We start from the raw sequence: 11,736 nt of genomic DNA on the forward strand, positions 1-11,736 counted from the left end.
TCTCTTGTGTATTGTGAATTAAGGTGATTATCATGCGTATTTTGGGTGAGAGAAATGGAGGGGGTTAAATTTTTTTTTTTGACGATTTTGTTAAAGTATTGGTTGGATGTAGGAAAATTGCTTAAATTGAGTAATAAAAAAGATATTATTTCAGGTTTTTTCGGCGTCCCGGAACTGCGGCATCATCGCCCTCACTTCCTTTCCGACCTTCTCTATCAGGTGCTCCTCGTCGGCCTTCGTGAGGGCGTTGAAGACCGGCCGGTTCACCATGTTCTCGAGGATCCACTCCTTCGCGAACTCTCCCGTCTGGATCTCCCTGAGGATCTCCTGCATGGCGAGGTAGGTCTCGGGCCCAATCACCCTCGGCCCCCTCGTGAGGTCGCCGTACTGTGCCGTGTTGCTGATTGAATTGCGCATCTTCGTGAACCCGCCCTCGTAGATGAGGTCGACGATGAGTTTCGTCTCGTGGAGGACCTCGAGGTACGCCATCTCGGGCGCGTATCCCGCGTCGACGAGGGTCTCGAACCCCGCCTTGATGAGGGACGTGATCCCGCCGCAGAGGACCGCCTGCTCCCCGAAGAGGTCGGTCTCGGTCTCCTCGCGGAACGTGGTCTCGAGCACGACCGCCCGCGTCGCACCGATCCCCTTCGCGTACGCGAGCGCGATCTGCTTCGCCCGGCCCGTGTAGTTCTGGTGGACCGCAATCAGCGCGGGGACTCCCTTCCCCTCCTCGTACATCTTCCTGACCATCCGCCCCGGCCCCTTCGGCGCGACCATGATCACGTCGATGTCGGGCGGCGGGACTATCTGGCCGTAGTGGATGTTGAACCCGTGCGAGAACATCAGGCACTTGCCCTCGGAGAGGTGGGGACGGATCTCCTCCCGGTAGAGCGCCGCCTGGTGCTCGTCGGGGACGAGGACTTGGACGATCTCGGCCATCTTCACCGCGTCGGCGACGGGGTACACGGAGAATCCATCGGCAGTCGCGGCCTGCCACGAGCGGCCCGGCCGAAGGCCCACCACGACGTCGAGCCCGCTGTCCCTCAGGTTGAGCGCCTGTCCCCTCCCCTGCGACCCATAGCCGATGACGGCGATCTTCTTCCCCGCGAGGACGCCGAGGTCGGCGTCAGAATCGTAATATTTTTCCATCATGGTTCCATCCCAGAACTATCGGTACCAGAGCACTTAAACTTAAATATTATATGGAAAAATTACATTCCACACCAGACCTGGAGAGATGTCCTATTTCCATGGGCACAATGAAGAGATCCGGTCGTGAACTCCCCGATATCCAGTCGACGCCACCCGACGTGCGGATCAACCTCACGAGGGTGGGCGTGAAGAACGTGAAAAAGCTCGTCGAGGTCTCGCGGCCGGAGAAGAGGCCGGTCATCTTCATCTCCAACTTCGATGTCTTCGTCGACCTTCCCGGGAGCCTCAAGGGCGCGAACCTCTCGCGGAACTTCGAGGTGATAGACGAGGTACTCCAGCAGGCAATCGACGGCGAGGTAAATGAGATCGAGAACCTCTGCAGCGTCGTTGCCCGCAAGCTCCTCGACCGCCACGAGTACGCGGACAGGACGGAAGTCCTGATGAACAGCCAGTTCATGGTCAAGAGGGAGACCCCTATCTCGCGGACACACTGCCACGAGGTCGTCACGGTCCACGCACGTGCCATCGCCCGCCGGACGTTCCGCGAGCCCATCGTCCGCAAGAGCATCGGGGCCGAGGTGACCGGGATGACCGCATGCCCCTGCGCCCAGGATATCATGAAGGAGAGGGCGATATCTGTCCTCCAGGGACTCGGGATCCCGGACGACAAGATAGACCTCTTCCTCAAGGAGGTCCCGATGGCGACCCACAACCAGAGGGGCAGGGGATTCCTCTGCATCGAGATCGACGACGACCAGCACGTGAAGCTCGAGAAGATCATCGCGATCCTCAAGGAGTCCATGAGTGCCTCGATCTACGAGCTCCTCAAGCGGAGCGACGAGAGCTACGTCGTCCTCAATGCGCATAAGAACCCGCGGTTCGTGGAGGACTGCGTGAGGGAGATCGCAAAGAGGGTCATCCACGAGTTCCACTACCTCCCCGGCGACTCGCTCGTCACCATCAAGCAGACGAACGAGGAGAGCATCCACCAGCACGACGCGTACGCGGAGCGCAAGGCGACGATGGCAGAACTCTTCGTCGAGCTGAACGGGGACTCCCAGGGAATCTAGGACGAGGGGGACGTAGAAAATCTCATCCCAAACGTCCTCTTTTCATCGCCACGGGGATTCCGCGCGGCAGGTGTCGTCCCCCCATCTTCCGGGAGAGAGCGCATACGGGCGATCCGAATAAACCTTTTTCCGGGGGAGATCCGGGTACCAGGGGGGGCCCGTGCCCGGCCCGCCGGCACCCCTCCCCCGCCCTGCCGCCCTCACGGAGTGCCCTTTAAGTGGGCCGACTGCCCCGATCGCCTTTTATAGCGATTTATTGTGGGCTTCGAGTCATTGCAGAGGAGATAAATAATAGAAGGTTACCAAAATCTTCTGAACGTACATCGTACGGTCAACCATCTCCCCGCGCGGGAGGTGAGTGTGGAACAACACCCGTATCGCTCTGTGAACACGCAAATACCATGAGGCGATTACATTGTCGAAGATAGTAGAGATCTCTCCAACCACGAGGCACGAGGGACACTCGAAGCTCGTCCTGAAGGTCGATGATGCCGGTATCATCGAGCGTGGTGACTGGCTCTCGATCACACCCGTCCGGGGTGTGGAGAAACTGGCCATCGGCAAGACCATGGACCAGGTCCCGAAGATCGCATCGCGCGTGTGCGGCATCTGCCCGATCGCCCACACACTGGCCGGCATCGAGGCGATGGAAGGCTCGATCCGCTGCGAGATCCCTAAGGACGCAAAGCTCCTCCGCATCATCCTGCAGGCCGCAAACAGGCTGCACAGTATCGCTCTCCACAACATCCTGATCCTGCCCGATTTCTACCTGCCGGGCACCGACACGAAGATCAACCCGTTCTCCCCGCAGGAACCGGTCCGGAGTGTTGCAAAGAGGATCGTGAGGCTCCGCGAGATCGGCCAGACGATCGGCGAGATCGCGGGCGGAGAGGCGGTCCACCCGAGCAACCCGCGCGTCGGGGGGATGTACAAGGCCTGCACGAAGCAGGCGGTCACGAAGATGTACGACCTCGCCAAGGAAGGGCTCGTGCTCGCACGCGAGCAGATGGAGTTCATGCTCGCCGTCATCAACAACATGAAGAAGAGGGACTGGGTGGAGGTCGGCGGGAAGCAGATACCCCTGCCAAAGACCCTCGGGTACCACGACCAGGGGTACATGGCCGTCCACCCCATGTACGGCACGAGCAACCTCGACGAGAACCCTACGTGGGACCCCAACAGGTGGACCGACGTGAGGCCGTGGGACTGGTACATGGGCGAGGGTGAAGTCAGCCTCGCGGACCCAAGCTACCCCATCGGCGGGACCTCCCCGGTAGGGACCAAGGTCAACCCCCAGATGGAGGCCTGCACGGGAGTGCCCCTGTACGACGGTGCACCCGTCGAGGTCGGCCCGCGGGCACGCCTTGTGCGGTTCAAGAACTTCGACGAGAAGGGGACGTGGGGGCAGCACATCGCCCGGCAGCTCGAGTACACGGACTGCTGCTACACCATCCTCAACGCCCTCGACGAGTACAACCCGAGCGGCAAGGTCGTCGCGGACAAGATCCCGCAGGGTGACGGCTCCCTCGGGTGGGCCGCAAACGAGGCGCCCCGCGGCACCGACGTCCACCTCGCGAAGGTCAAGGACGGCCGGGTCCTCTACTACGAGATGCTCGTCCCCACCACCTGGAACTTCCCGACGTGCAGCCGTGCACTCACGGGAGCCCCGTGGCAGGTCGCAGAACTGGTCGTGCGCGGGTACGACCCGTGCGTGTCGTGTGCGACGCACATGATCGTCATCGACCAGGACAGGAAAGTCATCGCCCAGAAGCTCATCCAGTGAGAGTCCCGGCATGCTTTACCCCGAGATCGTGATCACAGGGTGCGGAAACCCGCTCTTCGCGGACGACGGTTTCGGACCCGCGGTGATCGAGGAGCTCCGGCGCATCGACCTCCCCGACAATGTGAAAGCCATCGACGCGGGCCTCGGGGGCCCGCACTTCGTTTTCACGCTGCTCGACCCCGCAGTGACGAGGAGGCTCATCATCGTCGACACCGTGGACTTCGGTGGAAAACCCGGGCAGCTCGCGCGGTTCTCTGCCGATGACCTCCCGCCCGGAAGCTACCGCGATGCCCACTCGTGGGACCTCACGGAACCCCTCCAGCGGCTGAAGGACAAGATGGAGATCACGGTTATCGGGTGCCAGCCCGGACGCGTGGCGGAATTTGAAATCGGTCTCTCGGATGAGGTGAGATCGGCGGTTCCCCTGGCAGTGCGCGAAGTACTCGCCCTCATAGGGGTGGATTATGGGACTACTCTCGAGAATCTTCGGAAAGAAGAGCACCAGCGAGCAGCCGGAGGCGAAGCCCGCGGCGGTCACTGGTGTGGAGAAGAAGGCTGAAACGACAAAAAAGGAGGAAAAGCCTGTGGCAGACAAGATTACAGTTGGCCACGTGCACATGAGCGGGTGCACGGGCTGTCTGGTATCCCTCGCAGACAACTATGGTGGATTGTTAACGATTCTTGACAAATACGCCGACCTTGTCTATGGCCTCACCCTCGCCGACGTGAGGCACATCCCAAAGATGGATGTCGCTCTCGTCGAGGGGTCGGTGTGCATCCAGGACAAGCTTGCAGTGCATGAGATCAAGGAGACCCGCGAGAAGGCAGCGATCGTCGTTGCAGTGGGCGGTTGCGCGTGTTACGGGAACATCACGCGCTTTGCGCGTGGCGGCCAGCCCAACCAGCCGCAGCACGAGTCGTACCTGCCCATCGGGGATCTCATCAAGGTGGATGTCTACATCCCCGGGTGCGCTCCGTGCCCCCAGCTCATCAGGAACGTGTGCGTGATGGCGTACCTCCTCCTGAAGGGCAACAAGGAGCAGCAGGAGCTCGCGAAGAAGTACCTCGCCCCGCTGATGCAGCTTGCCGAGCGCGGGACCGAGGCCTGTGGCTGCGACCTCATGTACGACGTCGTCAACCAGGGCCTCTGCATGGGGTGCGGGTCCTGCGCGGCCGCGTGCCCGGTCAGGGCGATCACCCACGAGTACGGGAAGCCCAACGTGAACAGGGAGATGTGCATCAAGTGCGGTGCGTGCTACGCCCAGTGCCCGAGGAGCTTCTTCAACTTCGACGTGGTGCCCGAATTCGAGGCCATCATGGACGCCATCGGGGCGGCGCTCAAGTGAGGTGAGAGAAAATGGCAGGAGAACTCGGAAAGTACAAACTCTGTGTCTCGGCGCGCAGCACTGACAAGGAGATCCTGAAGAGGGCACAGGACGGGGGCATCGTCACCCAGCTCTTCAAGTTCGCGCTCGAGGAGGGGATCATCGACGGCGCGATCGTGGCCGGCCCAAGCGACGAGCCGTGGAGGCCCCGCCCGTTCATCGCGACCACCGTCGAGGAGCTGATGACCTCGGGTGGCACCAAGTACAACATCAGCCCCAACGTCTCCTGGATCAAGGAGGCGACGAGGAGCTTTGGCCTCGAGAAGATCGGCATCGTGGGCACGCCGTGCCAGATGCAGGCGGTGAGGAAGGGCCAGCTCTACCCGTTCGGGTGGAGGGACGTGGACGACAAGATCAAGCTCGCGATCGGCATCTTCTGCATGGAGAACTTCCCGTACCAGAGCATCAAGCAGCTCGTCGAGGACCACGCGGGGATGAAGCTCGAGGCCGTCAAGAAGATGGAGATCGGGAAGGGCAAGTTCTGGGTCTACGGGTACCGCGGCCAGGTCGTCCAGCTGCCGCTCAAGGTGACCCACAAGTACGAGCAGCCCGCGTGCCACGTCTGCCTCGACTACGTCGCGAACCTCGCCGACATCTCGACGGGTTCGGTCGGGAGCCCGGACGGCTGGAGCACGGTCTTCGTGAGGACCCGCAACGGCGATGACATCTGGAACAAGGCTGTCGCCGCCGGCTGCTTCGAGACGAAGCCGATAGAGCAGGTGAAGCCGGGCCTCGAGCTCGTCACGAAGCTCGCGAACGAGAAGATCACGAAGAACCAGAAGACGATCGAGGAGAGGGCGAAGTTCGGCGTGAACAAGGCCCTGCGGAACCCCTACCTCGGACCGAAATAAACCTTTTTTTACAAGTAGGCGGATTCCCCCCTTTTTTCGTTGCGCAATGACTGCAGGTTTTCCCGCAGCGATAGGAAGACGTATATCCTCCGGGGTTCTTCTTATGTTCTACCACGAAGGTGAATCAGAGATATGACACGCTCCATCCTCGTCGCGGTCCCCGCCGTCCTCCTCGCTGTCTGCATGGTTCTCTCGACCGGCTGCCTGCAGGAAGAGGAGGGTCAGGAGGGGCTCCCGACCCCGCCTCCCACCCCCTCTCCCGCACAGGAGACCACCATGCCCGTCTTTGGGCCCGGCGACAATGGGAAGAACGTCACTCTCCCCGCGGGGACAGAATTCGCGGTGCAGCTCCCCGAGAACCCGACGACGGGGTACACGTGGAACATGAGCGTCCCGCCGGGCCTCGCGGTCGCGAGGGACGAGTTCCTCGCTCCCGACACGAGGCTCGTGGGGGTGGGTGGCACCCACAGGTGGATCGTCTCCGCGGGCGAGAAGGGCGCGTTCCCCCTCCACGCCGAGTACCGCAGGCCCTGGGTCCCCGCCGGGACCATCGTGCACGTCCCGCTCGAAGGCGGATTCTTTGGAATCGCGGGTGACGACGGGAGGAATTACCTGCCCCTCGCCCTCGGCGAAGAGTTCCACGCCGACGGGCTCCGGGTGGCATTCGAGGCCGAGGAGGTCCCGGACGTCGCGACGATCCAGATGTGGGGCACCCCCGTCAACCTGACGTTCATCGAGAAGACAGAGACCTTCGACCTCCTCGTCGTCGTCGAGTGAGGGGTGGAAGGACCGGTCTCCCCGGGATGGGGCTAGGCCACGGGTAGGGCCGTCCTCTTCCCCCGGATTCCTCCCTTTCATCGCTTTTTCTCTCCGGCCCCCGCGATTTTCCCATACCTTCATATGAACCGGTGGCTCAATTCTTACTCAAAGGAGCATAATCGAGATGGCAGAGAGAGAGGTCTTCCAGGGAGTGCCGGGAATGCTCCGGCCATTTCGGGACTTCATCGAGAAGAAGGGCTTGAAGAAGGGTGACCAGGTGGTGTACTACGGGTGCCCAGGGACGTGCACGCCGTTCGTCGAGCTCCTCGGATTCGCGGTCCGGAGCCTCGAGCTCGACCAGGTCTTCGTCCCCTACGTCGACGAGTCGAAGGCCCGGAAGATCGCCCTCGTCCCGGACGTCGGGATGCAGGTCTCCGGCGCTGCAGCCATCGCGGACCCCGCTGCCGTGGTCGTGATGGGCGGGCTCTCGATGCCCAACGTCCCGGTGACGCTCGGGCAGGTGGCCGGCGCCATCGGGAAGTACCCGTCGGCGCTGAAGATCGGGGTCTGCTTCATGAACATGTTCGAGAAGGCGGGCTGGACGAAGGAGATGAAGTTCGACCTCCTGATCGACGCGACGATCGACCCGGTCACCGTCTGGAAGTGAGGGGGACGCTTCCCCCTCCTCCCCCCGTCACTTCGCCTCCCCCGTTTTCCCCGCGAACGATTCCACGAACCTCCCGAGCGCTTCGCTGACCGCCTCCCTGTCCTGCGCGCACACGCAGAAGACCATCGCGTCCCTGAACGTTCCCGAAAGTTCCCGCGGGCACGCGTGCGGGAGGTCGCACTTGTTCAGCAGCACCGCGAGGGGGACCTTCCGCTCAAGGAGGGCGGAATAGAGGTGGAGGGTGAACTCGTCGGGGGGGACGGAGGAATCGACGACGAGGAGGGCGGCATCCATCCCCCGGGCGATGATCTGGCGGACGAATGCGAACCGGTCCTGCCCGGGTGTGCCGAAGAGGTAGACCTGGTGCGTGCCGACCGAAACGCGCCCATAGTCGAGCGCAACCGTGGTGTCGCCGTCCTCCGTGTGCGCCTCGACGTGGCGGGAAGAAGGATCGAGCGTCTGGATCAGCGTGGATTTCCCCGCGTTGTACGCGCCGAAGACGACGACCTTGATCTTCCTGCCTTCCACGGATAACCGGTTGACCCCCGATTCGTTTACCGCTTTCGGTATCTCACGGCGGGAGCGTGGTTTATCTGGTGCTCTCGCGGGCGCGGGGAGGTGCCCGCGGTCCCCCAACGAGGGAATGAAAGGGGGAAAAGTCCGTCTGCCGCTGCACCGCGGGATCCAAAAAAGGAAAAACAGGTAATTTTCACGCGAGGTAGTCCGCGGGCGTCGGGATCTGTTCCTTCAGCCCCTTCCTCTTCCGGATTTTCGCAACGGTCTCCTTGAGCATGTTCGATGGAACGAGCTCGAACCCCGCGAACTCCGTGCTCCACATCGCCCGTCCCTCCGTCGCGGACCGGATGTCGCCGGCGAACCCGAAGAGCTCGGAGACCGGCGCCTTCCCGATGACTGTCACCGTGTCTCCCTCGCTCTGGATGTCGAGCACCTGCCCGCGCCGGCCCTGGATCTGGGCCGTGGCGTTCCCCATCTGCTCGGTCGGGACGGTTATCTGGATCTTCTGGACGGGTTCGAGGAGGGTGTCGCCTGCCATCAGCATCGCTGCCTTGACCGCCGACCGGACGGCCGGGATGACCTGCGCGGGGCCGCGGTGGATCGCGTCCTCGTGGAGCTTCACGTCGACGAGACGGATCTTCAGGTTCTGGACCTTCTCGTCGGCGAGCGGGCCGCCGTCGAGCGCCTCGTGGATCCCCTCGATGATCAGCTCCATCGTCTCGTTCAGGTACTGGATACCCTTCGTCATGTCGAGGAACATGTTGTACCCGTAGATGTCCCGGACATTCTTCGCCTCTTCCTTGTCCATCCCCGCCGCCATCAGGATGTCCCTGCGCTCGAGCGCCGTCTGGTTCATCGAGACCTTGCCCTCCCTTATGAGGTTGACAATCTCCTCGGGGAGGGGCTCGACCTCGATGTAGAACCTGTTGTGCCTGTTGGGGGACTTCCCTTCCACGGGACCTGCCTTCTGGGTCACGGTCTCCCTGTACACGACGATCGGCTCGGAGGTGACGATCTCGACCCCCTTGTCCCTCTTGATGCGCCCCGTCACGATCTCGAGGTGGAGCTCCCCCATCCCCGAGATGAGGTGCTCGCCCGTCTCCTCGTTGATGGTGACCTGGAGGGTGGGGTCTTCCTTCGCGACCTGGCGGAGCACCTCGATCAGCTTGGGGAGGTCCTTCATGTTCTTGGCCTCCACGGCCACCGTCATGACGGGCTCGCTGTAGTGCTTGAGGGACTCGAAGGGAACCATCTCCTGGAGCGTGGTCACGGTGGACCCGACGATCGCGTCCTTGAGGCCGGTCACGGCCGCGATGTTCCCTGCCACGATCTCCTCCACCTCGACCCTCGTCGGCCCCATGAAGACGCCGACCTGCTGGAGGCGGTTGACCTTCTTTGCGGTCCCCATCACGTACATCTCGGTCCCCCGGCGGATCCTCCCGGAAAACAGCCTGCCCGTCGCGACCTCGCCGGCGTGGGGGTCGAACGAGATGTCCGTGATCATGAGGGTCGCCGGGCCGTTCGGGTCGCAGTTGAGCATCGCCCTGCCCTCCGGCGACTCCGGGTCACCGTGCCATATCACCTTGATCCTGCGCTTCTGGGCCTCGAGGGGGTTGGGCAGGTGCTTGACGACCATGTCCAGCACGACGTCGCAGAGGGGGCTCCTCTTTGCGAGTTCCTTCATGTTCCCGCTGCGGCACTTCTCGAAGACGTCCTTGAACGACACGCCGCTCTTCTTCATGAAGGGGACCGAGACTGCCCAGTTGTAGAGTGCCGACCCGAACGCGACCGTTCCCTGCGCGGCGTCGAGCCGCCAGCCGGACTTGTAGGCCTCCTCGTTCATGCTCTTGATGAGCTTGTTGACCTTGTCGATCACCCGCCCGAGCCGGATCTGCATCTCCATCTCGTCGACCTTCAGCTCGTTGATGAGCCTGTCGACCTTGTTGATGAAGAGGACGGGGCGGACACCCTCCTTGAGCGCCTGCCGGAGGACGGTCTCTGTCTGCGGCATGGGCCCCTCGACCGCGTCGACGAGGACGACCGCGCCGTCCACCGCCCTCATGGCCCTCGTCACATCACCCCCGAAATCCACGTGGCCGGGGGTGTCGATCATGTTGATCAGGTATTCCTGCCCCTCGTACTCGTGGACCATCGAGACGTTGGACGCGTCGATCGTGATCCCGCGGGCCTGCTCCTCCTCGTCGGAATCCATGAAGAGCTGCTTGCCCGCGAGCTCCTCGGAGATGATCCCGGCACCCGCGAGGAGATTATCGGAGAGCGTGGTCTTGCCGTGGTCGATGTGGGCGACGATCCCGATGTTCCTGATGTGGGTCGGGTCGCTCATCAATTCTGCCATTTTCTCGATTGATTTTCTGCCTCGGGCCATAAAACACCACAAAAAAGGGATTGAATCCTTTCTATCGGGCGGACTTTGCAATCCGCTCGCGTTCTTCCTTCTTGCTCACGGAGTACGCCTTCGCGTCCCCCTTCGAGGCCGCGATCAGCTCGTCGGCGAGACACTGGGCGACCGGCTTTCGGCTCTTGTGCGCGGCCTTGTAGACGGCCTCGGCGATGAAGAAGAGGGCCGTATTGACGCGCCGGAGAGGGGCAGTATCCACTGACTTCGGGACGTTTATCCCCCCGTACTTCAGGCGGACCGTCTCCTCCCTCGGCCCGGCGTTGATGATGGCATCCACGAGGACCTGGACCGGGTTCCTCTTCGTCTTCTTGTGGATGATCTCGAACGCCTCGCGGACGATGCGCGTGGCAAGCTGCTTGTTCCCCGTGTTCATCTCGGACTGCATCAGCCGGTTGATGAGGCGTTCCACGATGAGCATGTGTGCCTTGGCAAACTCCTGCCGCGTGAGCTTGCCGGTCGTGTGGGGGACGATCACGGGGGTGAGGCCGATGTACTTGACGAGGCTCGGGTCCGGTACCTGGACCTCCCCGAGGTCCCATTTGTTGAAGAGGAGGCGTGCGGGGGTCTCTGTCTCCGCCATCCCGCATCACCTGCGCGGCTTCTCCTTCCGCCCGATGACGAGCTCGCGGAGGGAGACGTTGTTGACCTTCGTCACGACGTATCTTACGCCCGGGATGTCCCCCATCGACCTCCCGAGCCTGCCACCGATGCCCTCGATCTCGACCTCGTCGTGCTCGTCGATGAAGTTGATCGCGCCGTCGCCGACCGCGAACGCCGTCACCTGGCGCCCGTTCTTGATCAGTTGCACCCTCACGCACTTCCGGATCGCGGAGTTCGGCTGCTTGGCCTCGACCCCGATCTTCTCGAGCACTATCCCGCGGGCCTGCGGTGCACCCTCGAGGGGATCCGCCTTGATGTTGACCCCGCCGTGGCTGCGCACGTACTTGGGGTCGCTCCACCGGAATTTCTTCGCGTCCTTGATGAGCTTCCTCGCTGCAAACTTGCCCTTACCCATGAAATACCCTCGTCAGTGTTCTCCTTGGAGAGAGTGGACGGTCATGTCCCCGTGTGGTATATATAAACGCGCGGAGGCGATTTATACATTTGCACACGTCCACGATTGCCTTATCCTGT

The 11,736-nt window shown here is 62.2% G+C and carries 12 protein-coding genes; 7 read left to right on the forward strand and 5 right to left on the reverse strand.

The window, feature by feature from the left end:
• Positions 1–150: 150 nt before the first annotated feature.
• Positions 151–1,152, reverse strand: coding sequence for a ketol-acid reductoisomerase (gene ilvC / locus QFX32_03665; protein ID MDI9633136.1), 1,002 nt, complete (start codon positions 1,150–1,152; stop codon positions 151–153).
• 98 nt (positions 1,153–1,250) lie between these two features.
• On the opposite strand from ilvC, the gene mptA reads away from it, so the two are divergent.
• The 7 genes from mptA (at position 1,251) to QFX32_03700 (ending at position 7,667) form a co-directional block, all read left to right on the forward strand.
• Complete coding sequence (gene mptA, locus QFX32_03670; GenBank protein ID MDI9633137.1) at positions 1,251–2,222, forward strand: GTP cyclohydrolase MptA; 972 nt, start codon at positions 1,251–1,253, stop codon at positions 2,220–2,222.
• Between the two features lie 415 nt (positions 2,223–2,637).
• Positions 2,638–4,005 (forward strand): coenzyme F420 hydrogenase subunit alpha, encoded by a 1,368-nt coding sequence (gene frhA, locus QFX32_03675; GenBank protein MDI9633138.1) that lies wholly within the window; start codon positions 2,638–2,640, stop codon positions 4,003–4,005.
• 10 nt (positions 4,006–4,015) lie between these two features.
• Positions 4,016–4,564 carry a coenzyme F420-reducing hydrogenase, FrhD protein gene (frhD, locus tag QFX32_03680; GenBank protein ID MDI9633139.1) on the forward strand — a complete coding sequence of 183 codons (549 nt, stop codon included), beginning with the start codon at positions 4,016–4,018 and terminating at the stop codon, positions 4,562–4,564.
• Between the two features lie 25 nt (positions 4,565–4,589).
• Complete coding sequence (frhG, locus tag QFX32_03685) at positions 4,590–5,351, forward strand: coenzyme F420 hydrogenase subunit gamma (GenBank protein ID MDI9633140.1); 762 nt, start codon at positions 4,590–4,592, stop codon at positions 5,349–5,351.
• An 11-nt stretch (positions 5,352–5,362) separates the two neighbouring features.
• Complete coding sequence (gene frhB / locus QFX32_03690; protein ID MDI9633141.1) at positions 5,363–6,241, forward strand: coenzyme F420 hydrogenase subunit beta; 879 nt, start codon at positions 5,363–5,365, stop codon at positions 6,239–6,241.
• 132 nt (positions 6,242–6,373) lie between these two features.
• Positions 6,374–7,018, forward strand: a complete 645-nt coding sequence (locus QFX32_03695) for a protease inhibitor I42 family protein (GenBank protein ID MDI9633142.1) — start codon at positions 6,374–6,376, stop codon at positions 7,016–7,018.
• Between the two features lie 166 nt (positions 7,019–7,184).
• Positions 7,185–7,667, forward strand: coding sequence for a DUF2124 family protein (locus tag QFX32_03700; protein ID MDI9633143.1), 483 nt, complete (start codon positions 7,185–7,187; stop codon positions 7,665–7,667).
• Between the two features lie 27 nt (positions 7,668–7,694).
• Here QFX32_03700 and QFX32_03705 read toward each other — a convergent pair whose 3' ends face one another.
• From QFX32_03705 to QFX32_03720, 4 genes are all read right to left on the reverse strand, one after another.
• A complete protein-coding gene (locus QFX32_03705) occupies positions 7,695–8,195 on the reverse strand; it encodes a GTP-binding protein (protein MDI9633144.1) in 501 nt (166 codons plus the stop codon).
• Between the two features lie 181 nt (positions 8,196–8,376).
• The gene (locus QFX32_03710) at positions 8,377–10,569 is read right to left on the reverse strand and encodes an elongation factor EF-2 (protein MDI9633145.1); all 2,193 of its coding nucleotides are present in this window, start codon (positions 10,567–10,569) and stop codon (positions 8,377–8,379) included.
• 31 nt (positions 10,570–10,600) lie between these two features.
• On the reverse strand, positions 10,601–11,182 hold the full coding sequence (locus QFX32_03715; protein ID MDI9633146.1) for a 30S ribosomal protein S7: 582 nt from the start codon (positions 11,180–11,182) through the stop codon (positions 10,601–10,603).
• Positions 11,183–11,188: 6 nt separating this feature from the next.
• Positions 11,189–11,617: a 30S ribosomal protein S12 gene (locus QFX32_03720; GenBank protein MDI9633147.1), complete on the reverse strand. Its 429-nt coding sequence runs from the start codon at positions 11,615–11,617 to the stop codon at positions 11,189–11,191.
• Between the last annotated feature and the right edge of the window lie 119 nt (positions 11,618–11,736).

Source organism: Methanolinea sp. (assembly GCA_030055515.1).
Lineage (GTDB): Archaea > Halobacteriota > Methanomicrobia > Methanomicrobiales > Methanospirillaceae > Methanolinea_A.

Bases quoted from the DNA above. Each gene is read 5' to 3' on its own strand.
- mptA (MDI9633137.1), top strand. From the start codon at position 1,251: ATGGGCACAATGAAGAGATCCGGTCGTGAACTCCCCGATATCCAGTCG.
- QFX32_03695 (MDI9633142.1), top strand. From the start codon at position 6,374: ATGACACGCTCCATCCTCGTCGCGGTCCCCGCCGTCCTCCTCGCTGTC.
- QFX32_03710 (MDI9633145.1), bottom strand. From the start codon at position 10,569: ATGGCCCGAGGCAGAAAATCAATCGAGAAAATGGCAGAATTGATGAGC.
- QFX32_03715 (MDI9633146.1), bottom strand. From the start codon at position 11,182: ATGGCGGAGACAGAGACCCCCGCACGCCTCCTCTTCAACAAATGGGAC.
- frhB (MDI9633141.1), top strand. From the start codon at position 5,363: ATGGCAGGAGAACTCGGAAAGTACAAACTCTGTGTCTCGGCGCGCAGC.
- QFX32_03700 (MDI9633143.1), top strand. From the start codon at position 7,185: ATGGCAGAGAGAGAGGTCTTCCAGGGAGTGCCGGGAATGCTCCGGCCA.
- QFX32_03720 (MDI9633147.1), bottom strand. From the start codon at position 11,617: ATGGGTAAGGGCAAGTTTGCAGCGAGGAAGCTCATCAAGGACGCGAAG.
- frhD (MDI9633139.1), top strand. From the start codon at position 4,016: ATGCTTTACCCCGAGATCGTGATCACAGGGTGCGGAAACCCGCTCTTC.
- ilvC (MDI9633136.1), bottom strand. From the start codon at position 1,152: ATGATGGAAAAATATTACGATTCTGACGCCGACCTCGGCGTCCTCGCG.